At 62.9% G+C, this 25248-nt stretch carries 29 protein-coding genes; 20 read left to right on the forward strand and 9 right to left on the reverse strand.

What is annotated here, in order from left to right; genetic code table 11:
* The first annotated feature begins 161 nt into the window (after positions 1 to 161).
* The 3 genes from rpoD to HF955_RS09695 all read left to right on the forward strand — a co-directional run bounded on the left by rpoD (position 162) and on the right by HF955_RS09695 (position 2791).
* The gene (gene rpoD, locus HF955_RS09685) at positions 162 to 2117 is read left to right on the forward strand and encodes an RNA polymerase sigma factor RpoD (RefSeq protein ID WP_027837070.1); all 1956 of its coding nucleotides are present in this window, start codon (positions 162 to 164) and stop codon (positions 2115 to 2117) included.
* Between the two features lie 153 nt (positions 2118 to 2270).
* On the forward strand, positions 2271 to 2510 hold the full coding sequence (locus HF955_RS09690; protein ID WP_291074900.1) for a type II toxin-antitoxin system ParD family antitoxin: 240 nt from the start codon (positions 2271 to 2273) through the stop codon (positions 2508 to 2510).
* Complete coding sequence (locus HF955_RS09695) at positions 2507 to 2791, forward strand: type II toxin-antitoxin system RelE/ParE family toxin (protein WP_291074902.1); 285 nt, start codon at positions 2507 to 2509, stop codon at positions 2789 to 2791. Before HF955_RS09690 ends, HF955_RS09695 begins: the two co-directional genes overlap by 4 nt.
* Before the next feature lie 30 nt (positions 2792 to 2821).
* Here HF955_RS09695 and HF955_RS09700 read toward each other — a convergent pair whose 3' ends face one another.
* On the reverse strand, positions 2822 to 4105 hold the full coding sequence (locus HF955_RS09700; RefSeq protein ID WP_291074904.1) for an O-acetylhomoserine aminocarboxypropyltransferase/cysteine synthase family protein: 1284 nt from the start codon (positions 4103 to 4105) through the stop codon (positions 2822 to 2824).
* A gap of 47 nt (positions 4106 to 4152) precedes the next feature.
* A complete protein-coding gene (locus HF955_RS09705) occupies positions 4153 to 4989 on the reverse strand; it encodes a neutral zinc metallopeptidase (protein WP_027837073.1) in 837 nt (278 codons plus the stop codon).
* A 123-nt stretch (positions 4990 to 5112) separates the two neighbouring features.
* Here HF955_RS09705 and HF955_RS09710 point away from each other — a divergent pair, with 123 nt between their 5' ends.
* A complete protein-coding gene (locus tag HF955_RS09710; RefSeq protein ID WP_291074907.1) occupies positions 5113 to 5532 on the forward strand; it encodes a secondary thiamine-phosphate synthase enzyme YjbQ in 420 nt (139 codons plus the stop codon).
* On the opposite strand, the gene HF955_RS09715 is transcribed toward HF955_RS09710, so the two are convergent.
* The 3 genes from HF955_RS09715 to HF955_RS09725 form a co-directional block, all read right to left on the reverse strand.
* Positions 5524 to 6126, reverse strand: a complete 603-nt coding sequence (locus HF955_RS09715; RefSeq protein WP_291074909.1) for an NAD(P)H-dependent oxidoreductase — start codon at positions 6124 to 6126, stop codon at positions 5524 to 5526. The genes HF955_RS09710 and HF955_RS09715 overlap by 9 nt on opposite strands.
* 72 nt (positions 6127 to 6198) lie before the next feature.
* Complete coding sequence (locus tag HF955_RS09720; RefSeq protein WP_291074911.1) at positions 6199 to 6864, reverse strand: FAD-binding oxidoreductase; 666 nt, start codon at positions 6862 to 6864, stop codon at positions 6199 to 6201.
* A gap of 68 nt (positions 6865 to 6932) precedes the next feature.
* Positions 6933 to 8270 (reverse strand): hypothetical protein, encoded by a 1338-nt coding sequence (locus HF955_RS09725; RefSeq protein WP_291074913.1) that lies wholly within the window; start codon positions 8268 to 8270, stop codon positions 6933 to 6935.
* Positions 8271 to 8542: 272 nt separating this feature from the next.
* Here HF955_RS09725 and panD point away from each other — a divergent pair, with 272 nt between their 5' ends.
* Positions 8543 to 8899 carry an aspartate 1-decarboxylase gene (panD, locus tag HF955_RS09730; RefSeq protein WP_291074915.1) on the forward strand — a complete coding sequence of 119 codons (357 nt, stop codon included), beginning with the start codon at positions 8543 to 8545 and terminating at the stop codon, positions 8897 to 8899.
* A 24-nt stretch (positions 8900 to 8923) separates the two neighbouring features.
* On the opposite strand, the gene HF955_RS09735 is transcribed toward panD, so the two are convergent.
* A complete protein-coding gene (locus tag HF955_RS09735; RefSeq protein ID WP_291074917.1) occupies positions 8924 to 9907 on the reverse strand; it encodes an LLM class flavin-dependent oxidoreductase in 984 nt (327 codons plus the stop codon).
* A 163-nt stretch (positions 9908 to 10070) separates the two neighbouring features.
* On the opposite strand from HF955_RS09735, the gene HF955_RS09740 reads away from it, so the two are divergent.
* The gene (locus HF955_RS09740; RefSeq protein ID WP_291074919.1) at positions 10071 to 12029 is read left to right on the forward strand and encodes an alpha/beta fold hydrolase; all 1959 of its coding nucleotides are present in this window, start codon (positions 10071 to 10073) and stop codon (positions 12027 to 12029) included.
* A gap of 5 nt (positions 12030 to 12034) precedes the next feature.
* On the opposite strand, the gene HF955_RS09745 is transcribed toward HF955_RS09740, so the two are convergent.
* Together HF955_RS09745 and lgt are read right to left on the reverse strand one after the other, a co-directional pair.
* The gene (locus tag HF955_RS09745; protein ID WP_291074920.1) at positions 12035 to 13081 is read right to left on the reverse strand and encodes an SAM-dependent methyltransferase; all 1047 of its coding nucleotides are present in this window, start codon (positions 13079 to 13081) and stop codon (positions 12035 to 12037) included.
* 7 nt (positions 13082 to 13088) lie between these two features.
* Entirely contained in the window at positions 13089 to 14045 is a 957-nt protein-coding gene (lgt, locus tag HF955_RS09750; protein ID WP_291074922.1) for a prolipoprotein diacylglyceryl transferase, read from the reverse strand.
* Between the two features lie 85 nt (positions 14046 to 14130).
* Between lgt and HF955_RS09755 the strand changes: the two genes are divergently transcribed.
* The 14 genes from HF955_RS09755 (at position 14131) to recR (ending at position 24036) form a co-directional block, all read left to right on the forward strand.
* On the forward strand, positions 14131 to 14382 hold the full coding sequence (locus tag HF955_RS09755) for an accessory factor UbiK family protein (protein ID WP_291074924.1): 252 nt from the start codon (positions 14131 to 14133) through the stop codon (positions 14380 to 14382).
* 130 nt (positions 14383 to 14512) lie between these two features.
* Positions 14513 to 15016 (forward strand): YbjN domain-containing protein, encoded by a 504-nt coding sequence (locus HF955_RS09760; RefSeq protein ID WP_027837084.1) that lies wholly within the window; start codon positions 14513 to 14515, stop codon positions 15014 to 15016.
* Between the two features lie 10 nt (positions 15017 to 15026).
* Positions 15027 to 15836 (forward strand): pyrroline-5-carboxylate reductase, encoded by an 810-nt coding sequence (gene proC / locus HF955_RS09765; RefSeq protein ID WP_291074926.1) that lies wholly within the window; start codon positions 15027 to 15029, stop codon positions 15834 to 15836.
* Positions 15837 to 15848: 12 nt separating this feature from the next.
* A complete protein-coding gene (locus HF955_RS09770) occupies positions 15849 to 16457 on the forward strand; it encodes a hypothetical protein (protein ID WP_291074927.1) in 609 nt (202 codons plus the stop codon).
* Between the two features lie 25 nt (positions 16458 to 16482).
* Positions 16483 to 17568, forward strand: coding sequence for a phosphotransferase (locus tag HF955_RS09775; protein ID WP_291074929.1), 1086 nt, complete (start codon positions 16483 to 16485; stop codon positions 17566 to 17568).
* Positions 17569 to 17776: 208 nt separating this feature from the next.
* Entirely contained in the window at positions 17777 to 18049 is a 273-nt protein-coding gene (locus tag HF955_RS09780; protein ID WP_027837087.1) for a DUF1153 domain-containing protein, read from the forward strand.
* A gap of 109 nt (positions 18050 to 18158) precedes the next feature.
* On the forward strand, positions 18159 to 18839 hold the full coding sequence (locus tag HF955_RS09785) for a hypothetical protein (RefSeq protein WP_291074932.1): 681 nt from the start codon (positions 18159 to 18161) through the stop codon (positions 18837 to 18839).
* Positions 18836 to 19765: a FliG C-terminal domain-containing protein gene (locus HF955_RS09790; protein ID WP_291074933.1), complete on the forward strand. Its 930-nt coding sequence runs from the start codon at positions 18836 to 18838 to the stop codon at positions 19763 to 19765. The genes HF955_RS09785 and HF955_RS09790 overlap by 4 nt, the downstream gene beginning before the upstream one ends.
* Positions 19762 to 20166, forward strand: a complete 405-nt coding sequence (locus HF955_RS09795; protein ID WP_291074935.1) for a hypothetical protein — start codon at positions 19762 to 19764, stop codon at positions 20164 to 20166. The genes HF955_RS09790 and HF955_RS09795 overlap by 4 nt, the downstream gene beginning before the upstream one ends.
* Entirely contained in the window at positions 20163 to 20429 is a 267-nt protein-coding gene (gene fliN, locus HF955_RS09800; protein WP_036260591.1) for a flagellar motor switch protein FliN, read from the forward strand. The genes HF955_RS09795 and fliN overlap by 4 nt, the downstream gene beginning before the upstream one ends.
* Before the next feature lie 162 nt (positions 20430 to 20591).
* Positions 20592 to 21599 (forward strand): flagellar biosynthesis protein FlhF, encoded by a 1008-nt coding sequence (locus tag HF955_RS09805; RefSeq protein WP_027837091.1) that lies wholly within the window; start codon positions 20592 to 20594, stop codon positions 21597 to 21599.
* 13 nt (positions 21600 to 21612) lie between these two features.
* Positions 21613 to 22443, forward strand: a complete 831-nt coding sequence (locus HF955_RS09810; protein ID WP_291074938.1) for an AAA family ATPase — start codon at positions 21613 to 21615, stop codon at positions 22441 to 22443.
* A 135-nt stretch (positions 22444 to 22578) separates the two neighbouring features.
* Entirely contained in the window at positions 22579 to 23292 is a 714-nt protein-coding gene (gene ctrA, locus HF955_RS09815; RefSeq protein ID WP_027837093.1) for a response regulator transcription factor CtrA, read from the forward strand.
* 138 nt (positions 23293 to 23430) lie between these two features.
* Complete coding sequence (gene recR / locus HF955_RS09820; protein WP_291074941.1) at positions 23431 to 24036, forward strand: recombination mediator RecR; 606 nt, start codon at positions 23431 to 23433, stop codon at positions 24034 to 24036.
* 8 nt (positions 24037 to 24044) lie between these two features.
* On the opposite strand, the gene HF955_RS09825 is transcribed toward recR, so the two are convergent.
* Positions 24045 to 25181, reverse strand: a complete 1137-nt coding sequence (locus tag HF955_RS09825; RefSeq protein WP_291074943.1) for a PQQ-dependent sugar dehydrogenase — start codon at positions 25179 to 25181, stop codon at positions 24045 to 24047.
* Positions 25182 to 25248: the final 67 nt, after the last annotated feature.

Raw genomic sequence — 25248 nt, forward strand, 5'->3', positions numbered from 1 at the left:
ATGCATATGGCACAGGCGTCATCAGTCCGTTGAGAACCGGACGGCCCGACGGGGCCGCATGAACGAGGCAGCAGGAAGAGTCGGCGAAAGCTAACAGGGCAGGCAATAATTCGGGAGGGGTCCCCGGCAGGCGCAGCCGGTCCCTCACAGGAGAGAATTGAATGGCAACAGCCACCAAGAAGAAGAACGTTTCCGGCGATGGCGACGGCGAAGACGACAAGGACAATGAGAACGGCCTGGTCGATTTCACGGCAACGGACGTCAAGAAGGTCCTGAAGCGCGCCCAGAAGCGCGGCTTCATCACCCATGATGAAATCAACGCCCTTCTTCCGAATGATGAAATGACCTCGGACCAGATCGAGGATGTGATGTCCCAGATCTCCGAAATGGGCATTGCCGTGGTCGAGAGCGAGGAAGAGGCCGAGGCCGAAGGCAAGGCCCTCACCAAGATCGAGGACAAGAAGGTCGTCGCCAAGAAGGGCAATGCCCGCGGGTCCGACCGGACCGATGATCCGGTGCGCATGTATCTGCGCGAGATGGGCGCGGTGGAATTGCTGTCCCGCGAAGGCGAGATCGCGATTGCCAAGCGCATCGAGGCCGGCCGGGATGCGATGATCCGCGGCCTGTGCGAAAGCCCGCTGACTTTCGAAGCCATGATGGTGTGGCGCGACGAGCTCGTGAACGAGCGGATCCTGCTGCGCGACCTGATCGACCTTGAGGCGACCTATGGCGCGGAAAACCCGCCGCCGGAGCCGAAGGCCAAGGATGAGGATGACGAAGCCGACGAGGCGAAAGCCGAAGGTGAGGACTCGTCCGACGATGATGATGACGAGGACGAGGATGACGCCGCGGCGATGTCCATGTCCGCGATGGAAGCGGAATTGCGCGACGGCGTTCTGGCCAAGCTCGACGAGATAGCGGACGATTTTGCCAAGTATCGCAAGCTGCAGGACAAGCTTGTGGCCCGCCGTCTGGAGGGCAAGGACCTGACGCCGAAGGCGCAGGAGGACTATGACGCCCTGTCCAATTCCATCGTCGAGAATCTGAAGACGATCCACATCAACAATGCCCGGATCGAGGCGCTGGTCGAACAGCTCTATGCCATCAACAAGAAGCTGATGGGCATGGAAGGCAAGCTGATGCGCATGGGCGATGCCTATGGCGTGCCGCGCAAGGAATTCCTCGAGAACTATTTCGGACGCGAACTGGAGCCGGACTGGATCGATCAGGTGAAGGGCATTTCCGCCAAGTGGAAACGCTTTGCCGAAGGCAAGGAAGCCGAAATCACCGAGAGCCGGGACAATATCTCCGAGATCGCGCAGGAGATCGGCATTCCGATCGATGATTTCCGCCGCATCGTCCAGACGGTGCAGAAAGGCGAGCGCGAGGCACGTATCGCGAAGAAGGAGATGGTTGAGGCCAACCTTCGCCTCGTGATCTCCATTGCCAAGAAGTACACCAATCGCGGCCTGCAATTTCTGGATCTCATCCAGGAGGGCAATATCGGCCTGATGAAGGCGGTCGATAAATTCGAGTATCGCCGCGGCTACAAATTCTCGACCTATGCCACCTGGTGGATTCGTCAGGCGATCACCCGGTCCATCGCGGATCAGGCCCGCACGATCCGTATTCCGGTGCACATGATCGAGACGATCAACAAGATCATCCGTACTCAGCGCCAGATGTTGCACGAGATCGGCCGCGAGCCGACCCCGGAGGAACTGGCCGAGAAGCTGGGCCTGCCGCTGGAGAAGATCCGCAAGGTCCTGAAGATCGCGAAAGAGCCGATCTCGCTGGAAACGCCAATTGGCGACGACGAGGATTCAAACCTCGGTGACTTCATCGAGGACAAGATGGCGCTTCTGCCCGTCGACGCTGCGATCCAGTCGAACCTTCGCGAAACGACGACGCGCGTGCTCGCCTCGCTCACCCCGCGCGAGGAACGCGTGCTGCGCATGCGTTTCGGCATCGGCATGAACACGGACCACACGCTGGAAGAAGTCGGCCAGCAGTTCAGCGTGACCCGCGAACGTATCCGCCAAATCGAGGCCAAAGCGCTTCGCAAGCTGAAGCATCCGAGCCGGTCGAGGAAGCTGCGCAGCTTCCTGGATACGTAAGGCTTCAGGCAATCAGAATGAAAAGAGGCGGCTATTGAGGCCGCCTTTTTTTGTTTGTCCGTGGCTCCCGCAACCAGAGCGCCAGGCTCGCAAGTGCGGCGGTTGACAAACTTTGCCAAAGTGCCCAAATTTTTCATTTGAAGGAGCAAGCCCATGGCGACGATGAACATTTCCCTGCCACAGCAGATGAAGGATTGGGTCGAATCCCAGACGGCCGACGGCAAGTATGCAAACTCATCCGACTATGTTCGTGACCTGATCCGGCGAGATGCGGAGAAGCGCGCGAAAATTACCGCTATGGAAGAGCGCGTGGACGAGGCTTATGCCAGCGGTTTCTCCGGCAAGTCGATCAAGGAGGTCATGGCGGACAGCTGGAAGGCTGCGCAGTCGTGAAGATTGACTTCTCGCACGCAGCGGAAGCAGACATCGCACACATCAACAGGGAAGGTATCCGCCTATTCGGCGTGAAGCAGGCGCAAGCCTATGCGCAAGGTCTTGCCCATGCTTTTGAGCTGCTAGCAGAGTTTCCACTAGCCAATCCCGAGAGAACGTATATGCGCAGGCCCATTCGCGCGCATACTTACGGCGCCCATGTGATCATTTATACGATTGAGGACGATACGGTCCTTGTGCTCCGTATCCGTCAAGGGCGCGAAGACTGGCAGGATGAATGAGCTGCGAGCCGGGCTCGCAGCTCGTATTATTCAGGCCTTCAGCGCCTGGTCCAGGTCCGCGATCAGATCGTCGGCGTCTTCGATGCCGATGGACAGGCGGACCGTGTCGGGGGCCGCGCCGGCGGCGATCTGCTGGGCCTGAGTCAGCTGGCGGTGTGTGGTCGAGGCCGGGTGGATGACCAGGCTGCGCGCGTCGCCAAGGTTTGCCACATGGCTGAACAGGTTCAGCGCGCCGACAAATTTGGTGCAGCCCTCATAGCCGTCCTTCAACTGGACTGTAAACAGGGCCCCTGCGCCTTTCGGGCAGATCTTCGGAACGCGGTCCTTGTAGGGCGAGGAGTCCAGCCCGGCATAGGTGACGCCCGCCACGGCGTCATGGCTTTCCAGCCAGGCGGCAATCTTCTTCGCATTCGCGACATGCTTTTCCATCCGCATGGAGAGCGTCTCGATGCCCATCAGTGTGTAATGCGCCGCCTGCGGGTTCAGCGTCATGCCGAGGTCGCGCAGGCCGATGGCGATGCCGTGAAAGGTGAAGGCCGCCGGGCCGAACGTTTCATGGAAATTCAGGCCGTGATAGGCCGGTTCCGGCTGGGAGAGGGACGGGAACTTGTCCGAGGCGGACCAGTCGAACTTGCCGGAGTCGACCACCACGCCGCCGGTGACCGTGCCATTGCCGGTCATGTATTTGGTCAGCGAGTGCACGACCAGCGTCGCGCCATGTTCGATCGGGCGGCAGAGATAGGGCGTGGCTGTCGTATTGTCGACGATCAGCGGGATGCCCGCGCCGTCGGCGATTTTAGCGATGGCGTCGAGGTCGGTGATGTAGCCGCCCGGATTGGCGATGGTCTCGCAGAAGATGGCGCGCGTATCATCATTGATCGCGGCCTTCACGGCGTCCAGATCATCAAAGTCCACAAAGGTGCAGGACCAGCCGAAGCGTTTGAAGGTCTGGCTGAACTGCGTGATCGTGCCGCCATAGAGGCGCGTGGAGGCGACGATGTTGCGGCCCGGAGCCATAAGCGGGAAGAGGGCCATGATCTGGGCTGCGTGCCCCGACGAGCAGCAGACGGCGCCAGCCCCGCCCTCAAGGGCCGCGATCCGGTCGCCCAACGCGCCAACGGTCGGGTTGGTCAGGCGGGAATAGATATAGCCGACTTCCTGGAGGCCGAAGAGGGCCGCCGCATGGTCCGCGTCGCGGAACACATAGGCAGTCGTCTGGTAGATCGGCACCTGGCGGGCGCCGGTGGCCGGATCCGGGTTTGCTCCGGCATGAATCTGCAGGGTGTCGAACCCCATTGGCTTGCCGTCGGTCATCGCGGCGTCTCCCTTCCTGTCTCGGCCCGCCGCCGAAACGGATGGGCTCAGTTGAACGTGTCACACTGGCGTGGATCGCCGGTCTGATAGCCGCGGCTTAGCCATTCCATGCGCTGTTCGGCAGAGCCGTGCGTGAACGCTTCCGGGGTGACGCGGCCCTGGGAGCGTTTCTGCAGCATGTCATCGCCAATGGCATTGGCCGTTTTCAGCCCTTCTTCCATGTCGCCGCGTTCCAGCGCAACCCTTCCGTTCGATGCCGTGGCGGCATGCGCGGCCCAGACCCCGGCATAGCAGTCCGCCTGCAGTTCCAGCGCGACGGAATATTTGTTGGCCTCGGCCTGGCTTTTGGCCCGCTGCTGGGCCTGGCGCACCTGCTGGGACGCGCCGGTAAGGGTTTGAACATGATGGCCAAATTCGTGCGCGATGACATAGGCGCGGGCGAAATCCGCGCCGGATGCGCCGAGTTGGGTCTCCATCTGCTGCCAGAAGGACAGGTCCAGATAGATGGTCTGGTCGGCCGGGCAGTAGAAGGGGCCCATGGCGGCCTGGCCATAGCCGCAGCCCGTTCCGGTGCCTTGCGTGTAGATGACGACATTCGGTTTCCGGTAGCCATCATACAGGCCCGCCCAGACATCGTTTACATTCGTGCCGACCACGTCGACGAACTGGCCAGCCTCGTCTTCCGGGGTTCCGACGTCTCCTGATTGCTGCTGGCTGGACATGCCGCTGCCGGCCTCGAGCAGAGGCTGGGGGTCAATGCCCAGGAAATAGGATACAACCAGCGCGATCAGGACAAACCCGATGCCGCCGCCTGCCAGCTTGCCGCCGCTCATGCCGCGCCGGTCTTCGACGTTTCCGCCCCTGCGTCCACCTTTCCAGCGCATGTCCCACCTCCGTCATGCCGATTGATACAAGTCATGTCTGAAATACAGGCTGGCGCCCGCACCGTCACCCCGCAATGGCAGGCTGTGATTGCCCGGTGCGGGGCGAGCCTGTAAGCGAGATGCATGCAGACCCAACTCACGATACAGAGCCGTGGTTCCGGCCTCTACGAATTTACCGGCGAGGCGGCTGGTTTTGTGTCCGGGCAGGGGGATGGTCTCCTCACCCTGTTCTGCCAGCACACCTCCTGTTCCTTGCTGGTCCAGGAGAATGCGGACCCGGACGTTCAACAGGACCTGCAGGCCTTTTTCCGCCGGCTCGTGCCGCATGCCGATGATCCGTCCATGGGGTATCTGGTGCATCGCACCGAAGGGCCGGACGACATGCCGGCGCATATCAAGGCCGCGCTGACCCAATCCTCCCTGTCCATCCCGGTTTCCGGCGGACGCTTGGCATTGGGTACCTGGCAGGGACTCTACCTGTTCGAACATCGCGACGCCCCGCACACACGTCGCATTGTGGCGCATTTTCTCGCGTCAGGCTGAACCGTCAGCCCCAAAGGCATGCGCCAGATGGGCGTCAAAGCGCAGAAAGTCCCGGTCGATATCCGGAGCCTTCGACACATCATGGGCGGCAAAACTGGGCATGGGCTGCATGCCGAAAAAGCGGAAGTTCAGGTGGACCGGCCACAGCAGGTCTTCCACGGAGCGACCTTCAAAAAAGGTCTGCGCCGGATCGTCAAAGGCCGAACGGGGGGCATTGAGGGTGAGCGACAGCATGTATCGCGTCCCGGTCATTCGGCCGCCGCTGCCATACTGGCGCGACGCATCCTTGCGGCTGCGTCCGTCTCCCTTGGACAGGCGGCCATCCATGCCCGCGGTGTAGACCTCGTCGAGATACCGTTTCAGTGACCAGGGCAGGCCCATTGAATTGAGCGGAAACTGGAACAGGATCACATCGGCCCAGACCTGGTTGTGTACTTCTTCTTCCGTGTCCCATCCATCTGCCACGCTTCTCAGGCGCACGGTCCAGCCGGAGGCCGTGAAGAAATCCCGGGCGCGCTGGACAAAGGCGGCGTTCAAGCCGCCCGGTGATGTGGGAAAGGGCTGGTGGCCGTTGACGATGAGGACATGAGGCATGTCGGGCGGACTGGCATCGATCGGCCGGAATATCAAGTTCAGGGCCTTGTAAGCGTTGCTGACGCGCCGGGCTTATTCCTCGAACGTGATGCCGTCAGCGTCCGCGCCGAGATCCTTCAGCGTCGCCTTGATGTCATCGATCATCTGGTCTGGTCCGCAGACATAGAAATTCTGGTCGAAGGATTTGACATGATGCTGCAGAAATCCCTTGTCGATCTTGCCGCGATTGAGCGGGGAGGACTCCTCACCCGTCACCGTCCAGATACAGGTAAGGCCAGGCATCGCCTCGAATTCATCCCGCAGAATGATGTCCTCTTCGGTCCTGTGTGAGGCGATCAGCGTGTGCCCGTCGAGGCGTCCGTCCGCGGCCAGCTTCCGCAGAATGGCGATGAAAGGGGTGACCCCTGCGCCCCCGGCAATGAACACGCCGGGGCCCTTATAGGTGATCGTGCCCCAGGACTCGTCGATCAGCAGCGCGTCGCCCGGCTGTGTGGACCAGAGCTGATGCGTGACGCCGTCATGATCATGATAGGATTTGATGGTGAATTCGAGCGTATCGGCGTCCGGGAGGGCCGTGAAGGTGAAGGGCCGCGTTTCCTCGCGCCAGCCTGCCTGGTCGAGCGCAACATCCGTGGCTTGTCCGGGCTCGAAGGAAAATCCGTCCGGTTTTTCGACCCGGTAACGCCGCACATCATGTGTGACGGGTTCGGTGTGGAGAATTTTGACGGATGTCGGCATGGGGCGCTCCTGAACTGGCTACGCTTCCATTGACGCTGCGGTCGCAGAATCGTTCCGATTATATGTGCCTAACCGCCCAGCGCTTTCCAGCGGACCATGGCCTCGCACACATTCTCGCCCTGGAAGGCCGCCTTGGCGCCGCCATTGAACTGGTCCGAGACGGACGCCGCCCACACCGCGGCAGAGGCGTCATAGGAGGTGAAGCCGATTTCGGACAGGCCACGTTCGATCCGGTTGCAGATCAGTCCCGCCACATCCTCGTCTGCCGAACTGTTGAGATAGGCAATCCGGTCCGCCAGGTCGAGGCGTGAAAAGATATAGTCATAGACGGTCAGGTCCTCGCCGACATCGAAGGCCAGAATGTCGCCCGAGGTGACGCCGGTATAGTCCGGGTACCCGGCATCGGACACGCCGGCCGTAAAGATCGAGGGGATCGGCTGGTCCAGATAGACCGCCCATTGTCCGATGGCGCCCTTCTTGCGGGTGTCCTTGATGTCATTGGCGTCCGGCATCTGGGCCGAGACGACGAGGATCGGCTTGTCGGTCCAGGACTTCACGGAAAATGCGCTGACGGACTGCTCGGTGATCGACTGGCCGAACAGCGTGCTGGTCGACGTGTTCAGGAAGGTCGAGGCTTCCTGCATCAGGGGCGCGTTGAAATAGGTGACCAGGGTGGAGGTCGGCGCGATCAGATTTGCCGCCGTGGTCAGCGCCCCCATCACGTTTGCGCTGGCGGAGGATTCCTTTTCGTCCGACAGCTGAAGGCGGAATCGCGCCTCGATGGTGGTGTTCGGGCCGACCTTGAAATAGGGCGTTGCGTAGATCGACAGGCTCTCATTCGTGGTCCAGCTTTCGCCCTCCTGATTGTTCGAGGAGAAGGTGGAGGAGAACAACGCATTGGTGGCCGTGATGTCCGGCTTCGCAACGTCGAATTCGGCGATCAGCGTACGCGTGATGCTGCGCGAGGACATCATCCGCGAGAGCCAGTTGCGGCTTTCCTTGTCGTAATTGCGCGCCTCGATTTCCTGGCTGCGCACGCCGGACATGACGCCATCCATGTCATACGCGTCGGGTTTCAGCGTGACGATCTGGATCCGGGTGTAGCGATCCTGCAGCATGTCGCCGAATTCGGAATAGACGGCAGCCTCGTCAATGGCGACGTCGATATAGGGCAGGTAGTCCTTGGCCGGCACGGCGCCCCCGACCGACCGGCCGGTCGGCCGGTTCACCGTTGGCGTGGGCGCGCCGAGAAAGTCGTCATCACTGGGATTGGGGATGCCACGCACCGGCCCGGTCGGAGCAGGGGGCTGCGCGCCGGGGGGTGAGGAGGGCGCGGACGCCGGACTTGTGGCGCACCCCGCCAGCATCAGTGTTGCGACCAGTCCAGCTGCCGATGCCTGTTTCATTCCGATTGTCCCCTTCGTCTCTCCCCAGACTTACCAATTGTTAACAGACAGATTCCCCGAAGGCGAGCCATTGCGGGACAGTTTTCCCGGGTATGGGGCATCGGAGCGACGACATTTGCCCTGCGCGCGAAAACGTGACGATCCTGCCGCCGATACCGCCTTTACTCGCCTATGTTGCGATGCAATAAGCCCTTGCGCAGCGGCGCAGCCCCTCTTATATGCTCAATGTGAGCATAATGCCGCGCCGATAATAAATCCGGGAGGATACATCCTTGTTGCTCAATATGCTGAAAGCCAAGCTGCATTCCGCAACCGTCACCCAGTGCGACCTGCACTATGAGGGATCGGTCTCGATCGACCAGGACCTGCTGGACGCATCCGGTATCCTGCCGAATGAGCGCGTGGACATCTGGAACGTCACCAATGGTGCGCGGATCCAGACCTATGCGCTGGAAGCGCCGCGCGGATCGAAGACGATCGGTGTGAACGGTGCAGCGGCCCGCCATTTCGCAGCCGGTGACAAGGTCATTATTGCGGCCTTTGCGGGCGTCGAGGCCGACAAGGCCCGCCAGCATGCGCCAACCGTCGTGCTGCTGGACGACCACAACGAGATCAAGCGCCCCGCCTGATCCCGGCCGGTCCGGCCCCTGACATCACCCGTTCACGACCTCTGATATGATCTCGAAGGAGCGTATGCGCTTGTCGACATCATACATGTCCGACACGATCATCAATTCGTCGGCGCGAGTCCGGGCCAGCAGCCTGTCGATGCCCTCTTTCACCTTGTTCCGGTCGCCAATGATGCTGACCGCCAGCATCTGCGCAGCGCGGATTTTCTCGTCTTCGGTCCAGTAGGTGTCGATATCCTCGATGGGCGGCTGGGTGAGTTTCCGGTCCCCGCGCACGAGATTGGCAAAGGACATCTGCTGGGATGTGGCGAGATATTTCGCTTCCTCGGTTGTTTCGGCGGCGATGATGTTCACGCCGATCAATGCATGGGGTTTGTCCAGCTGGGCAGAGGGCTGGAAATTGGCGCGATAGGTGGCCAGGGCGTCGTCGAGGGCTTGCGGCGCAAAATGTGAGGCAAATCCGTAAGGCAGGCCGTAAGCGGCCGCGACCTGCGCGCCGAACAGGCTGGAGCCGAGAATCCAGAGCGGGACATTGGAGTTCGAGCCGGGCACGGCCTCGATCCTCTGGCCTTCCTCGACCGGACCGAGCCAGGCCTGCAATTCCAGGACATCCTGCGGGAACCGGTCGGCGCTTGCCGGATCCCTGCGCAGGGCGCGCAAGGTCATCTGGTCGGTGCCGGGCGCCCGGCCAAGGCCGAGATCGATCCGGCCGGGATAGAGCGCCTCCAGCGTGCCGAACTGTTCGGCAATGATGTAGGGCGCGTGATTGGGCAGCATGATGCCGCCGGCCCCGACCCGGATCGAGGTTGTGCCGGCTGCAATGTGCGAGATAACGAGGGAGGTCGCCGCCGTGGTGACAGCCTTCATGTTGTGATGCTCTGCCACCCAGAAGCGCTTGTAGCCGAATTGCTCGGCATGCCGGGCGACGCGCCGCGCATCATTCAGGGCGTCGGCCCTGGTGAAGCCTTCGCGCACGCGTCCGAGTTCCAGGATTGAGAGTTCCGCCACGGTCCGGCCCCTTGTCTTGCTCCGCCAAGACATGGGGAGCGCGCGCCGGATGCCAAGCCCGACTGGCGCAGTGGAAGGGGTGAATTGGCCGCAGGCGGGCAATTGATCATTGCACCGGCTTTCCATTCAAAATAGCCTGACCGCTCACTTCGGGGAGTAATGTATGCGAGTTCTTGTTCTGGCCGTTCTGGCGGCAATACTGGGCTTTTGCCCTGGCCTGGCACGGGCCGAAGTCAGCCATCCACCCCTCGAAGCCTATGGCGACCTGCCATCGATCCGCTACATGGACTTGTCGCCGGACGGCACGAACGTGGCCTTTGCCGAACGCCGGAACGGATCGGACTATCTCGTCACGTTCGATTTCGCGACGCGGAAGAAAACGTATCACGTCAAGATCGATGAAGTGGCCACGCGGAACATCTGGTATGCCGACGAGGACAATATCATCATCCTCGCTTCCGAAACGAAATTCGTGATCGGATTCCGCGGCGAGTTCGAATATTCCGGCGCGTTCTCCTACAATCTCAAGACGAAGAAGCTGAAATTCCTGCTGAGGGGCACGGACAATATCTACCCGGCGCAGAGTGGTCTCGGGCGGATTGTCGGTGACGATGCCGACCCCGGATACATCTTCATGCCGGCCTTGGTGGGCGACCGGTACTCGGACCCGAACTACAGCCTGCTGCGCGTAAACATGAAGACGGGCAAGGGGCGCCGTTTCAAGAGCGGCACAGGCGACACGATCGACTGGTTCGTCGACACGGACGGAACCGTGCTGGCGCGGGAAGACTATGACAACAACACCGACACCTACAAGGTGTTCACCTATGTGAACGGAAAGCGTGAGCTGATCTATGAACTGAAGACATCGCAGCCGCCCCCAGGTGTGACGGGGATCAGGGCAGACCGGTCCGCCTTGCTGTTCTCCGACGGCGATGACGACGAGGAGTCCGGGAATGTCTACGAAATGGATTTCTCCGGAAACCTGACGCCGGTGTCTCTTGGCGGGCAGGGAGGCATGATTGAACGGGTCATCCGGGACGGGAACCGGTTCATGCTCGGCGTGGAATATGCCGGACCGCTCCCGTCCTACAAATTTGCCGACCCGGACGTGGACGCGGCTGTCGCCAGCATGGTGAACCAGTTCTCCACGGCGGCCGTCCATCTCGAATCCTGGACGGATGACTGGTCCAAACTGCTCTACAAGATCTATGGCAGCGACACGCCGGGCAGCTATGTCCTGCAGGATCGCGACTCGGGCGAATTGATTCTCATCGCCGATGAGCGCGACGACATTCCGCCGGATGCGGTCGGCCTGATGGTTTCGGTGACCTATAAGGCAAGGGACGGGCTCGACATTCCGACCATCCTGACCTGGCCTGCAGGCGCGGACCCCCAGACCGCCGGCAATCTCCCCCTGATCGTACTGCCGCATGGCGGGCCGGCCTCCTATGATGCCGTGACCTTTGACTGGATGGCGCAGTATTTTGCCAATCGTGGCTATCTCGTTGTGCAGCCGAATTTCCGTGGATCGACCGGCTTCGGCATCGAACACCAGAACCTCGGCCATGGAGAGTGGGGCGGCAAGATGCAGGACGACATCACCGATGGGGTGCAGACGCTGGTGGACCAGGGGCTGGCCGATCCGGATCGTGTCTGCATCGTCGGCGCCAGCTATGGTGGCTATGCGGCCCTCGCCGGAGGCGCTTTCACGCCGGACCTGTACAAATGCGTCGTCGCCATAGCGCCGGTCACCGATCTGAGACGGTTCCTTGTTGACGTCAAATGGGATCGCGGGCGCAAGCATTGGGCGCTGGACTACTGGCAGGAGAACATGGGGGGTCTGGAGGAAGAGCGCGAGAAGCTGAACGCGATCTCACCCGCCAGGGTGCCGGAAAACTTCAAGGCGCCAGTCCTGTTGATCCATGGCAAGGACGACACCGTCGTGCCGATCAGGCAGAGCGAGATCATGGACCGGGCCCTTGAACAGGCCGGCAAGGATGTGACCTTCCTCAAGCTGGATGGCCAGGATCACTGGCTGTCGGATGGAGAAACCCGGATCGAGACGCTGCGGGCCATGGCATCGTTCGTGGACCAGCATATCGGCCCGGAGGCCGAATAGCCGCGCTAGAATCCGACCGGGAGTGGCAGGCCGGGACTGGACAGGCAGATCGCCTTGAAGCGGCTGCCCATGTCCTTCGGGTCGATCAGGCGCTGGGCATTGTTGAAGATCGCCTCGGCATGGTCCGGATTGGCCTCGACCAGCTGGTTCAGCCGCGCCTGTGCGCCGAGCCCCATCAGGAACATGCCCTGCGGGGTCGGGCCGGCCACCTCCAGCCCGATCTTCCCGGCGAGGCGTTTCAGGCGGCCGAAATCCACGTCTACGGTGAGATCGGTCTCGCCCGGCCGGGAGAGGGGCGAGATCTGCTCGCCCTGGCTGAAGGCACGCAAACTGTCGCCGGGCGTCGCATCGGCCGGACCATAATCCACAAACAGCGCCCGCATCGGCGCAGGCCGGGTCACAAGGTCTGCCACAAGAAGGTCGAACCCCGTCTGGACTTCCACAGCCTCAACCGACTCCGCCGCGCCTTCGGGCGGGCGCTGCTCGTCGGCAGCAAGGCCGAGGGCAAGCTCGCCGGCTGCGTCCAGGCCGACCACGCATTCGCGCCACTGACCATCCGCCTTGCGGAACTGGCGCACCGGCAGGCAGTCCAGATATTCGTTCGCGACCAGGATCATCGGCCCGGCCGGCACGGCGGCAAGCGTATCGGCAAAATCCGGCGCATAGTCCTTCAGGCGGTCGGCCTGCACCGTGCGCAAATCCGGGCTCGGCTCAACCAGGGTCAGGCGGGCGGCGCGGGCGAACTCCCGTCCGCCGGCGACGTAGGCGAGGCGCAGCGCATCCGCCATCAGCGTGCCGCGGCCCGGTCCGATCTCGACAAGCTGGAATTCGTCAGGGGTCCCCATGGCCCGCCATTCATGCACCACCCACAGGCCGATCAGTTCGCCGAACACCTGGCTGACTTCCGGAGCGGTGATGAAATCGGTGCCGAGGCCGGACCGCGTGGCGTAATAGCCCTGGGCCGGATCATGCAGCGCCAGCTGCATATAGGTCGAAACCGGGATCGGGCCGCCGGTTTCGATCAGGCGGAGAATGCGGTCTTTGAGGGTCATGGTCAGGTCAGGCGGTGGGGGCAGGCTTTGGCTTCAGGGCATTCCAGACGAGCCATGCCCCGCCGATCCACATCGGGATCGAGAGCAGCTGGCCCATCGTGATCCAGTCCGGCAGGCCGTCGACGAAACTGTCGGGCAGACGGAAATTCTCCACTATGGTGCGGCCGGTCGCATAGATCAGCAGGAACAGGCCCGCAACGAGGCCCGGGCGTTTGAGCGCGCCGAACCGCCAGATCAGGAGCGACAGGAGGATGAGCGGCAGCCAGCCCTCCAGTACGCTTTCATAAAGCTGGCTGGGATGACGCGCCGTTTCCGCGCCGGTATAGACCCAATCGCCGGTCTCCCAATTGTAGGCAGGCGGGGTGGAGCCGCGCACATAGCCTTCGGGAAACACCATGCCGACGGAGGCATCGGTGTGGCGGCCATAGAGTTCGGCATTGACGAAATTGGCCAGCCGGACCAGCGCGATCCCGATCGGGGCAACCACGCCGGCAATGTCCCCGATCGAGAGCAGGGACACCTTGCGGCGATACGCAAACAGGACCAGCGCGATGGTGACGCCGAGAATGCCGCCATGAAACGCCATGCCACCATCCCAGATCTTGAAGATGGTCAGCGGATCCTGCGCGATCAGGTCGAACTGGTAGGGCACCATGTAGAAGAGGACATAGCCGAACCGCCCGCCGAGTATGATGCCGACAATGATCCAGAACATGATGTCGTCGAGTTGGTCTTTGGTCAGCGGGCTGGTGCCGCCGAACAGGTTCGGCCGACGGATCATGGCCGAGGCGTACCACCAGGCCAGGGCGATTCCGGCCATGTATCCCAGCGCGTACCAGCGCAGATGGAACTTGCCGAGACCGAGAAAACCGAGGTCGATCGAGACCAGGGCCGGGCTGACATCCGGGAAGGTCAGCGCCGCGGCGGGCAGGAGTTGTGCGGCGAAGCTCATCATATCCAGCATGCAGCGTCTTTTCCCTGTATGGATCAGGACCTATCTGTTAGGGGACCGAGAACTTGTCCGCCCGATGCCGCGAAGGAGTAGCCGCATGGCCACAACAAATCCACTGCTAGATGACATTGCCGGCCTGATGACAGGCGCAATGGGCGCTGCACGGGCCGCTGGCGAGGAGGCACGGACCGCTGCGCAGGCGCGCGTGAAGGGCCTGATCGCCGATATGGATCTGGCTGGCCGGGACGAGGTGGAGGCGCTGAAGGCGCTTGCCACCGCCGCGCTGGAGCGGGTCGAGGCGCTCGAGGCCCGCGTCGCCGAGCTGGAAGCGGCGTCGACATCCGACTAGCAGACCTCACAGCCAATCACTGCCTGCCTGTTGACCAGGGGTGGACGCCAATGCGCTGGCGCGTTTCAACAGGGATGGCCATCGGACACGAATCCTGTGTCCATGACTTCAGAAAGAAGGGGAGACTTTCATGAGCCTTGATCTTTCGCGAGAAGAATTTTCGGGCATCGACCCGCTCGACCGCGTCGAAGAGGCGCTCGAGATTGCCGGATGGCAGCATGAGCGCGACGAGGAAGGAACGATCCAGGCCGTGGCCGAGACACGCTGGGGCGATATGGGCGCCTTGTTCGCCTTCCGCCCTGAACCGGCCGCCATCCATTTTTCTGTCACCCTTGATGTGAAGCCGGTTGCAGCCAAGCGCAGCCAGCTCTCCGAATTGATCATCATGGCGAATGAGCGGCTCTGGCTCGGCCATTTCGACTATTGGGCCGACGAGGGCGTCGTGATTTTCCGCTACACCTTTTCCATGATGGACCGCGATGAAGCGAGCCTGGGCGAAATTCGCTCCACCATTGCGGCTGCGGTCAGCGCCGTCGACCGGTTCGTGCCGGCGTTCAACTTCCTGATCTGGGCCGGCAAAAGCCCGCGCGAGGCCATCGACGCGGTGATGTTCGAAACCCAGGGCGAAGCCTGAGACCCGGCGCATGGCGGGGGGAAAATCGATTGTCCTGATCGGGGCCGGCCGCATGGGCGGCGCGCTTGCATCAGGCTGGCTGTCCGGCCGGTCAAAGCCGAACCTGTCAATTGTGGCGCCGCGTCCGACGGCACAAGTGAAGGACTGGGCCGAGGCGGGCCGGGTTCAGCTCAATCCGGATCCGGCCCCTGCCACGATTGTCGTTCTGGCGATCAAGCCTCAGCAATTCGCCCGCGCGGCCGAGAGCGTGAAGGCCTTTATCGGTGAAAAGACGCTCGTCGTTTCGGTGATGGGCGGGATCCGCCTGTCGCAGCTGGAAGACCGGCTCGGCACGTCGCGTGTGATCCGTGCCATGCCGAACACGCCCGGATCGGTCGGCAAGGGAGTCACGCTATTGGCGGCCGCGCCGTCGCTCGCCGAAACCGACATGGAGGCGGCGCGCAAGCTGCTCACCCCGCTGGGGGTCGTCGAGGGTCCGATGGATGAAAAGATCATGGTGGCTGCTACGGGCATCTCCGGCTGCGGCCCGGCCTATGTGTTCCTCCTGGCCGAAGTGATGGCGGAAGCCGGCGAGGCCGAGGGCGTGCCGAAAGAGACGGCGGCTCGCCTTGCCGTGGAAACGATTATCGGCGCTGCGGCGCTGATGGAAAAATCCGGCCTGACGCCAAACGAGCTCAGGAAAATGGTCACCTCACCCGGCGGCATTACCCAGGCGGCCCTTGACATCCTCATGGATGACGGTGGGATGCCTATCCTGATGCGGAAGGCCCTGCGGGCTGCGGTGACGCGGGATCGGGAGCTTTCCAGAGAGCCGGATTAAGGGACGAGACAGATGACGAGGCAGGCAGGCATTTTGGACAAGGGCCTGGTCGCCGCGCTGGAACTCGCCGCCGAAACGCCCTGGGCCGACCTGACCCTGTCAGCCATTGCCCGCCAGGCGGAACTGGATCTGTCGGAGTTTCACGGACTGGCCGGCAAGGACGAGCTTGCGGCCCATGCCGACCCCTATTTTGACCGGGCCATGTCGGAAGAGGGCGTGTCTTCCGATGAAAGTCCGCGGGAACGGCTGTTTGATGTCATCATGTTGCGCTTCGAGGCGATGGAAGCCTTCCGGCCCGGCCTGATCTCGCTGATGAAGCATCGCGACCGGACCCCCGCCCAATTGCTGGCCTTGCCGCTGGCCCGCAAGCGCAGCGCCGACTGGGCGCTGGTGTCGGCCGGGCTGGATAACCGGTCCGGCGCACCGGCCGGGCTGAAGGCCGTCGCCATCGGCTATGTCATCGACAAGGCGGAACGCGCATGGCGCCGCGAGACCAGTGGTGATTTCGCGCTGACCATGGCGGCGCTCGACAAGGGATTGCGCGACGCCGAGGACCGGATGGAGCAGCTGCAGCGCTTCACCGGCTGGGGAAAGACAAGGGCAGGGGAACACTGCCGATGAGGAAACGACACCGGAGGAAACATGAATGAGCCGACCTGGCCTCGACGCGAACCCGCTCACACTCGGAGCGGACTGGTTCAATGCGCTTTTCAACGAGATCGGCATTGAGGCCGACGTCAAAGGCCTGACCGCTAAATCCATCGGCACAGGCCAGATTGGCGAGAATGTCCGGTTCGTGTTCGACTATGCCCACAAGGGCGCGGGCGCGCCGGATTCGCTGGTCGGCAAGTTCCCCTCGGACAGTCCGGAAAGCCTGATGACGGCAAAGATGCTCGGCCATTATGAGCGCGAGGTGAACTTCTATCGCACATTCCCGAAAGTTGCGGGCATTATCACGCCGAAGGCCTTTTATACCGATTATGATCCGGAAACGAACCGGTTCGCCCTGATCATGGAAGACATGGCGCCGTCGCAGCAGGGTGATCAGCTGAAAGGCTGCAGCGTGGCAGAGGCCGAGCGGGCCCTGTCCGCCGCAGCGATCCTGCACGCGGCGCACTGGAATGATCCTGAACTGGACAATTATGCCTGGCTGCAGGGGAGTGTCCTCGCCCCGCCGCCCGCTCTGGCGCCAGAAGCAGTGCAGGGCCTGTGGCAGGGGTTCAAGGACCGGTATGGGGATCGACTGGCAGCAGATGACATTCTGGTGGGCGATGCCTATGCCTCTGTCCTGCCGGCCTGGAGCGAGGGGTATGACGGGCCGCACGCCCTGACGCACAATGATTTCCGGCTGGACAACATGCTGTTCGGGGCCGACACCGCGCCCAAGCCGCTGGCGGTGGTGGACTGGCAGACGGCCGGGAAAGGGGCGCCGGCCGGGGATGTGGCCTATTTCATCGGCGCCGGGCTGACCCGAGAGGACCGGCCCGGGCATGAGCAGGCCTTGCTACGTTACTATCATGCGCGTCTGGAAGAGGCCGGCATCCGGGACTATCCGTTCGAGGCACTGTACGACCATTATCGCTGGTTCAGTTTCTACGGCATGTCGGTGGCCTTCGGGGCGGCCATGCTGGTGAAGCAGACCGAGCGTGGCGACGAGATGTTCCTGACGATGCTGCGCCGGCATGCGGCCCAGGCGCGGGAGACCGACGCCCTGAGCCTGTTGCCCGCCTGACGCCCCAAAACTTTACGTTCTGTAATGATTTCGGGAAATTCCCGCCGAGTGTCCCGCCCCGGTACAGGTTTCCAAACATTCCTCTAACCGGGGGGGTGAAACTGTCGGGGTCGCTTATGCGTCAGCTTAAACCCCACCCTGTATGTTCCTGTCCATGGCGCCCGGAGAAGCCGGGCACTCCGTTCACAAGAATAAACATGGTGTGGATATGGAACAGCAGAATGCACGTAGTCTCAGCGTCCCCGGCCCGGATGGCCAGATGCTGACCCTGGCGGATCTCCCGTCTCCCAACATTTCGCGCTGGGTTACCCGTCGCAAGGCTGAAGTCGTGGCTGCGGTTTCCGGCGGACTGATTTCCCGCAAAGCGGCCTGCGACCGCTACAGCCTGAGCGAGGAAGAATTCGAGACCTGGGAAAAGCTCTACAGCCGCCACGGCACCAAGGGCCTGCGCACGACCCGCCTGCAGCAATACCGCCGCTAGGGCAGGGACATGTTTAACGAAGCCTTGCTTCGTTAAACCGAAATTTACACGCCAGCGCCTATCAAGGCTCTCTATTGCCGGGTTTCCTCCCCGGCGCCGGGAGCTGCAGATGGACCACAAGCTGACGAAACTCCAAGGCAGCGCGATGCTCTCCACACGGGCAGTCGCGCTGTTTGCGTTGCTGATCGCACTGGTCCTTGGAAGCTGGCGCGCAACGGACCTGTTTACCCATCCCGCCGAAGCCTGGGTGCCCGGATCGCCCATCGAAGCCTCGCTGATGGGAATCCTCGAACCGGTTGCGGGCCAGGGGAACATCCGCCTGTCCGTCACCGACGGCAACGGTCCGGGCCAGTCCGTGCTGATCCTGATCTCGTCCGATATTGCCGACACGGCGCCGACCCTTCAGAGACTGGCAAGCTCGGCCCTGCTCCTGTCGCCGGAAGCAGGGGACCAGCTGATTATCGAACACGCCGAATTCGCTCGCGGCGTGGCCGGCCGCCCGGACGCCGCAGGCTGGACGGAGCTGGGGCTCTACGCGCTTCTGTGCGGCCTGCTCGCCTGGACTGCCATTCGCACGCCTCATGAGACGGCCCCCGCCGGACAAATGACCCACACTGCGCCGACGCACGCGCCGCTGCCCGCGGGACCGGCGGAGCTGATCGCGGCGCCCGCGCCGCATCCTGCGCGCCAGGCCGCCGATCCCGACACAGCGCAACTCGTGCGCAAGGATCCCGCCCGCACGGCCTCCATCCTGCGCAGCTGGATGCGCGGGGAAGGGGATGCCGCATGAGCGCGCTGGCCCTCGCCCGACCCCGCCCCGCACAGGGGCTTGCCCGGTCCGCCCGCCTGATGCGCGCGCTCGGCCCGGATGCTGCACCAGTCTGGAACGAACTCAGCCCGCAGGAAGCGCGGGCCCTGTCCCTGGCCATGGATGCGCTGGCGGACAATCCACGGGAAGAAACCGCCACGCTGGACCGCTACCGGCAGGATCATGCCCGACAGGATCGCGACGCGTTTCAGGCTCCGCCGGTCTGGGCGCAAGTGTCGGAGCTTGAGACACGGGACCTGCTGAACCTGGCCGGAGGCCAACATCCGCAAGCCCTGGCCCTGATCCTGTCGCGCCTGGACGGTGCGGCCGCCGCCCGGCTTCTGAAAGCGCTGGACCGTCCGGTTGCAGTGGATGTCATGCAGCGCCTGCTGCATCTCGGGCCGGTTCATCCTGCGGCCGTATCGGCGCTGGAAACGGCGGTTTCGGCCTGGCTGGCCAATGCGGCCCCATCCGCGCATGCCGGTGGACATGAAGGCGTGGCGCGAATCTTCGACCGTCTGGACAGCCGGTCGGAAAAAAGCCTCCTGTCAGCGCTCGAAACCGCACAGCCGGGTGCCGGCAAACGCGTGCGGGACCTGATGTTCACCTTCGACGATCTCGCCGGGCTGGATGCCGGTGGCCTGCAGACGCTGCTGGCGGCGGCGGACCGTTCGCGCCTGACCTATGCCCTGAAGGGTGCGCAGGATGCGACAAGTGCGGCCTTCTTCCGCAACATGACCCAGCGCGCCGGTGAATTGCTGAAGGAAGAGATCACGATGCTCGGCAGTGTGAGACGCAGTGAAATCGAATCGGCGCGGATGGAACTGGTTGATCTGGCACGAACGCTGATGGAACGCGGTGACATCCGTACGGGACGCCGGGAAGACGAGGATGAACTCGTCGAATGATCCACCGGGCCGTCAAATCCGTTACGCCATTTGATTTCCGCAGCGACTTTTCCCCTGCGCAGCCGGTCCAGGCTGATCCGGACCCGGCCGTCAGCCTGACCACGCCGGAACTGCTGCAAATGCTGGCCGAAGCGCGCGCCGAAGGGGCTGAGATGGCCAAGGCGGAGGCCGCCCGCGCCGACCTCGCCCACTTGCAGACGGCCACGAATGCGCTCAACGAGGCGCTCGCCAATCTCGTTGCGCTGACCGGCCATCTGGAGGCCTGCGCCTATGAGGAGGGTTTCAGCGAGCGGGCCCATGCGCTAGTAAGGGCCACAGCCCGCACCATACTGGACGGGCAGGGCGACCTGTTCGCCGCCCAGCATTCCCTGAAGACCGGAACGCTTGAAGGAACGCCATGACTGAGCCTGCCAATCCCGCCCTGAAGAAAAGCCTGATGGACGTGCCGGTGCGCGTGGACGTGGTTCTGGGCGAGGTGCGCATGCCGATCGAGGAATTGATGGCCATGGCGGAGGGCGACATTGTTGCGCTCGAGCGCCACACGAACGAGCCCGTGGACATTTACCTTTCCGACCGCCTCATGGCGCGCGGCAAGCTGGTCATTGCCGATGGCCAGCTCGGCGTGACCCTGTCGGAAATCGTTGATGAACGTGCAGCAGCCTGAGCTTCAGGCACTACATTAAATCCCTGCAACACCGCCCAATTCCTAACGGAAGAAAGGAAGTTGTTAACCTTTCGCGGTGTTAACTCATCCTAACGAAGCATGTCCTGCCGGACGACTGGGGTGGCACTCGGCGGGGTGATTAACACAGGGAAACATGCAGACATGCGCATGAAGATGTTCGCCGCGGAGACCCTCGAGGCCGCCAAGGCGATGATTTTTGCCGAGATGGGCGCCGACGCCGTCATCCTGTCAGAGCGGGAGATCGACGGGGGAGTCGAGGTCCGGGCCGCCACGGACAAGCTGGGGGGAGGGGTTGTTCCAAGCGAGCCGCTGTTCCTGCGCGAAGCCCGCGGAGGCCATGGCCGCGGATCCGAAAACCCGCTTTACAGCCGTGTCCGCGACGCCCTTCTGTGGCATGGCGCGCCGCAGCGTTTTGCCGACCGGGTTGCCAATGAGGGCGCCGGCAAGGCTGCAGTTCCCGGCGCTTCGCCGGAAGATTCGATTGCTGCCGGCCTGGAACGGATTGTCACCTGTGATCCGATTGCGGCCCGACTGGAGAAGGACATCATTCTGGTTGGCCCGCCGGGACATGGACGCACCGCGACCGCCGCCAAGCTGACGCGTCGCGCCGCAGTGGCCCGCACCGCCATCCTGCCCGTGGCGGCCGATCTGGACGGCACCGCCGGTGGCGAGCAGCTGGCCGCCTATCTTGAGCAGGAGCGCAGCCAGATCCGCACAGCGGCCACGCCTGATGCCCTGTTCGACATGTTGCGCGCTGCCCGCGAGGCCGGTCAGCGCTGCGTCATCGACCTTCCGGCAATCAACCCGTTTGACCAGGACGACATGGCGAGCCTGCAGGACCTAATCCAGGTTGTGCGCGCCGAACCGGTCCTGGTCATGTCGGCAGAAGGCCATCCGGAAGACCAGGCCGACGCCGCCCGCATCTTTGCCCGCGCGGGCATCCGCCGCGCCATCCTGACCAAACTCGATATTGCCCGCCGGCGGGGAGGGGTCATCTCGGCCCTGTCGTCTGCGGGGATCGCCTTCTCGCATCTTGCCGTGACGCCCTTTATCGGGGGCGGACTGGTACCGGCAGCGCCCTCGCGGCTCGCTGCCCTGCTGATGGAAGATGCCCCCGGCGACGTCATCGCCCTGAAAGGAGCTGCGTAGACTTATGAGCTTCATGCTTCGAAAATCGCAGGAACGCCCGGCCCAGCGCCCGGCTCCGCGCGTCGCGCCAGCCTCCATCATTGCCGTGGCAAGCGGCAAGGGCGGTGTTGGAAAGACCTTCATGGCCATCACGCTGGCTTCGGCCTTTGCACAGGCCGGCAAGCGCACGCTGCTGGTTGATGGGGATCTCGGGCTCGCCAATGTGGATGTCCAGCTGGGCATCGCCCCGGAAACCGACCTCGCCGCCGTGATTGCCGGCTGGGTCGAGCTGGATGATGCCGTCACGCCGGTAGATGGCGGCGCGGCAGAAGGCGGGTTCGATGTGCTGCCCGGCCGGTCCGGCTCGGGCGCGCTGGCTGAACTGCCGCCGGAAGAGGTTGCCCGCCTGGCAGCCGGCCTGTCGGCGCTGGCATTGCAATATGACCAGGTTGTGGTGGATCTCGGCGCCGGGATCGAAGCCAATTGCATGCGGCTGGCCCGTGCGGCTGACAAGGCCCTGATGGTGATCACCGACGAGCCGACCTCGATGACGGACGCCTATGCCTTCATCAAGGTGCTGCGCGGCTATGCACCGAATGTCGAGCCGGTGATCTGTATCAACCAGGCCGAGTCGCGCGCTGCCGGACAGCGGACATACGAAGCCATTGCCCGGGCATGCCAGACCTTCCTCGGGTTCCGGCCGCATCTGGCCGGCATCGTGATGCGGGACCCGAAGGTGCGGGACGCCATTCGTTGCCAGAAAACGCTGATCTCCACCGACCAGCAGGCCCAGCCCATCCAGGATGCGATCGCGATCTCCCAGATGCTGATCGGCGGCCGCCAGGGTGCGGATCTTGGCTATTAATCTGTGTGAAGAAAGTAGAAGTTTCGAGAGCGATTCGTACGGCTTGTTAACCTTCGTTAAAGGATCAGCCCGTAGGATTCACATTGACAGGAAATGCGGCTAGCTTGGTCGTAGAGATGATTCGGGAGACGAGAGATGCGCGTCCTGCTGATTGAAGACGATAGCGCGGTGGCGCGTTCCATCGAGCTGATGCTGAAGGCTGCAGGCTTCAACATCTACACGACCGACCTTGGGGAAGAGGGCGTGGACCTCGGCAAGGTCTACGAATACGACATGATCGTGCTCGACCTCTCCCTGCCGGATATTTCCGGATACGAAGTGCTCAAACAGCTGCGCATGGGCCGCGTGAACACGCCGGTCATGATCCTGTCCGGCAATCCGGACATCGAAGCCAAGGTCAAGACGCTCGGCTATGGCGCTGACGACTATCTGACCAAGCCGTTCAACAAGGACGAGCTGATCGCCCGCATCACTGCCATTGTGCGCCGCTCCAAAGGCCATGCCGAGAGCGTGATCCGCACCGGTGAAATCGTTGTGAACCTTGATGCCAAGACGGTGGAAGTCGACGATGAGCGCGTTCACCTGACCGGCAAGGAATACCAGATGTTCGAGCTGCTTTCCCTGCGGAAGGGCACGACCCTGACCAAGGAAATGTTCCTCAACCACCTGTATGGCGGCATGGACGAGCCGGAACTGAAGATCATCGACGTCTTCATCTGCAAGCTGCGCAAGAAGCTGCAGAATGCCACTGGCGGCAATCACTATATCGAGACGGTCTGGGGCCGCGGCTATGTGCTGCGCGATCCACGCCCGAGCTCGAAATCGAACGAGATCGAAGAGGCGGCCTGACCCCTCGCACCGAGCTTCAAGAGTGCTCCCGAAACCCCGGCCCATCGGCCGGGGTTTTTCGCTTGCGCGGGCCATCCGCAGTGAAGCTTTTTCAGACCAGCGGCTTGCCACGGGCCGCAAACAGCTGACATTGGCGTCATGTCCCAGAATTCCGCCGGTCCTGAAATTCTCCGCCTGATCGAACTGATATCGCGCCTGCCGGGCCTCGGGCCCCGGTCTGCGCGCCGCGTGGCGCTGTTCCTGCTGAAGCGGCGGGACACCTTGTTGAAGCCGCTGGCGGACGCCCTGGCCGAGGCGGGTGAGAAAATCGAGAAATGCCGGACCTGCGGGAATTTCGACACGGTTCAGCCCTGCGCGGTCTGTCAGGCCGACGGCCGGGATGACGGGCTGGTCTGTGTCGTGGAAGATGTGCCGGACCTGTGGGCCCTGGAGCGGGGCGGGGCGTTCCGCGGCCGCTATCACGTGCTGGGCGGCGTGTTGTCGGCGATTGACGGCATCACGCCGGAAGACCTGAACATCCCGTCACTGGTGACACGGGTCGAGGCCGGTGGGGTACGCGAGGTAATCCTGGCGCTGAATGCCACGGTCGATGGCCAGACCACGGCGCATTACGTGGCCGAATTGCTGGAAGGGACGGGAGTCAGCGTCACCCGGCTGGCACATGGCGTGCCGGTGGGCGGCGAACTCGACCATCTCGATGATGGCACGCTCGCCGCCGCATTGCGGTCCCGCCGGGATATCTAGGCCGGGCGCTATTCCGCCTCAACAATATCGACGCGGAAAATGCCGTCGAAATCCTTTGTCGCAACATAGAGATGACCATCCGGTCCCTGCACGACGTCGCGGATCGCATATTCGCCATCGAACAGCGATTCCTTGCCGGCAACTTCGCCGTCTTCCAGATCGATGCGGGTCAATTCGAGGCCTGCCGGACCATTCATGCCACCGGTGAAGAGATCGCCTTTCCAGCCCGGATAGACATCGCTGGTCAGCATGACGAGGCCGGAGGGAGCGATCGACGGCACCCAATAGGTCATGGGCTGGGCCATGCCTTCGGCTTCGGTCTTGGTCGTGATGATCGTGCCGTCATAATTCACGCCATAGGTGATTTCAGGCCAACCATAATTGGTGCCCGGCGTGACGAGATTCAGCTCGTCGCCGCCCTTCGGGCCATGCTCGGTTTCATACAGGGTGCCGGTGGCGGCATCATAATAGAGCCCCTGAACGTTGCGATGGCCGTAGGACCAGACCGATGGCTTGCCGGCTTCGCCATCGGCAAACGGGTTGTCTGCGGGAATGGAGCCATCTGCATTGATGCGGACGATCTTGCCATGCGTGTTTGACGGGTCCTGCGAGTCCTTCATGTATTTGAAGCCTTCGCCCAGGGACACGAACAGGGTGCCGTCATTCGCGAATTGCAGCCGTGCGCCGTAATGATAGGCGGTATCGCGGGCATCGGCCCAGAAGATTTCCTCGACGCCCTCAAGAGTGGCGGCATCATCGCTGAGCCGGCCACGGATCACGGCGGTGGCATTGGCACCATCATCGCCCTTGGCATAGGCGATGTAGACCATGCGGCTGGTGTCGAAATCGGGCGCCAGTGTGATGCCGAGATATCCGGCCTGGCCCTCGACATAGGCGTCCGGAAGGCCGGCAACCGGGCGCGGCGTGCCTTCGCCGCCAGCCACGAATTTCAGGCCGCCTTCCTTCTCGGTGAACAACAGGTCCCCATTCGGCAGGAAGGCCATGCCCCAGGGCCATTCGGCTTCGGTCACGATGGGCGTGAGGGCCACGTCGAATGTGCTGGTGGCCGCCGGCGTGGTTTCCGCCGGGCCGCCGCAGGCAGCGGCAATCAGGGCCAGCGGGAGCAGGGGGGTGATATGGCGCATGAGGGATCCTCCGATGGGGGGCAGTTGGCCGGGATACTAGGGCGCGGCGCCCGAATGGCCAAACAAA

Origin of the sequence: Hyphomonas sp. (genome assembly GCF_017792385.1) — a bacterium.
GTDB lineage: Bacteria > Pseudomonadota > Alphaproteobacteria > Caulobacterales > Hyphomonadaceae > Hyphomonas.

Coding starts and splice junctions, on each gene's coding strand:
- rpoD (WP_027837070.1), top strand. CDS start 162: ATGGCAACAGCCACCAAGAAGAAGAACGTTTCCGGCGATGGCGACGGC.
- HF955_RS09690 (WP_291074900.1), top strand. CDS start 2,271: ATGGCGACGATGAACATTTCCCTGCCACAGCAGATGAAGGATTGGGTC.
- HF955_RS09700 (WP_291074904.1), bottom strand. CDS start 4,105: ATGACCGACGGCAAGCCAATGGGGTTCGACACCCTGCAGATTCATGCC.
- HF955_RS09705 (WP_027837073.1), bottom strand. CDS start 4,989: ATGCGCTGGAAAGGTGGACGCAGGGGCGGAAACGTCGAAGACCGGCGC.
- HF955_RS09710 (WP_291074907.1), top strand. CDS start 5,113: ATGCAGACCCAACTCACGATACAGAGCCGTGGTTCCGGCCTCTACGAA.
- HF955_RS09715 (WP_291074909.1), bottom strand. CDS start 6,126: ATGCCTCATGTCCTCATCGTCAACGGCCACCAGCCCTTTCCCACATCA.
- HF955_RS09720 (WP_291074911.1), bottom strand. CDS start 6,864: ATGCCGACATCCGTCAAAATTCTCCACACCGAACCCGTCACACATGAT.
- HF955_RS09725 (WP_291074913.1), bottom strand. CDS start 8,270: ATGAAACAGGCATCGGCAGCTGGACTGGTCGCAACACTGATGCTGGCG.
- HF955_RS09740 (WP_291074919.1), top strand. CDS start 10,071: ATGCGAGTTCTTGTTCTGGCCGTTCTGGCGGCAATACTGGGCTTTTGC.
- HF955_RS09745 (WP_291074920.1), bottom strand. CDS start 13,081: ATGACCCTCAAAGACCGCATTCTCCGCCTGATCGAAACCGGCGGCCCG.
- lgt (WP_291074922.1), bottom strand. CDS start 14,045: ATGCTGGATATGATGAGCTTCGCCGCACAACTCCTGCCCGCCGCGGCG.
- HF955_RS09755 (WP_291074924.1), top strand. CDS start 14,131: ATGGCCACAACAAATCCACTGCTAGATGACATTGCCGGCCTGATGACA.
- HF955_RS09760 (WP_027837084.1), top strand. CDS start 14,513: ATGAGCCTTGATCTTTCGCGAGAAGAATTTTCGGGCATCGACCCGCTC.
- proC (WP_291074926.1), top strand. CDS start 15,027: ATGGCGGGGGGAAAATCGATTGTCCTGATCGGGGCCGGCCGCATGGGC.
- HF955_RS09770 (WP_291074927.1), top strand. CDS start 15,849: ATGACGAGGCAGGCAGGCATTTTGGACAAGGGCCTGGTCGCCGCGCTG.
- HF955_RS09775 (WP_291074929.1), top strand. CDS start 16,483: ATGAGCCGACCTGGCCTCGACGCGAACCCGCTCACACTCGGAGCGGAC.
- HF955_RS09780 (WP_027837087.1), top strand. CDS start 17,777: ATGGAACAGCAGAATGCACGTAGTCTCAGCGTCCCCGGCCCGGATGGC.
- HF955_RS09785 (WP_291074932.1), top strand. CDS start 18,159: ATGGACCACAAGCTGACGAAACTCCAAGGCAGCGCGATGCTCTCCACA.
- HF955_RS09790 (WP_291074933.1), top strand. CDS start 18,836: ATGAGCGCGCTGGCCCTCGCCCGACCCCGCCCCGCACAGGGGCTTGCC.
- HF955_RS09795 (WP_291074935.1), top strand. CDS start 19,762: ATGATCCACCGGGCCGTCAAATCCGTTACGCCATTTGATTTCCGCAGC.
- fliN (WP_036260591.1), top strand. CDS start 20,163: ATGACTGAGCCTGCCAATCCCGCCCTGAAGAAAAGCCTGATGGACGTG.
- HF955_RS09805 (WP_027837091.1), top strand. CDS start 20,592: ATGCGCATGAAGATGTTCGCCGCGGAGACCCTCGAGGCCGCCAAGGCG.
- HF955_RS09810 (WP_291074938.1), top strand. CDS start 21,613: ATGCTTCGAAAATCGCAGGAACGCCCGGCCCAGCGCCCGGCTCCGCGC.
- ctrA (WP_027837093.1), top strand. CDS start 22,579: ATGCGCGTCCTGCTGATTGAAGACGATAGCGCGGTGGCGCGTTCCATC.
- recR (WP_291074941.1), top strand. CDS start 23,431: ATGTCCCAGAATTCCGCCGGTCCTGAAATTCTCCGCCTGATCGAACTG.
- HF955_RS09825 (WP_291074943.1), bottom strand. CDS start 25,181: ATGCGCCATATCACCCCCCTGCTCCCGCTGGCCCTGATTGCCGCTGCC.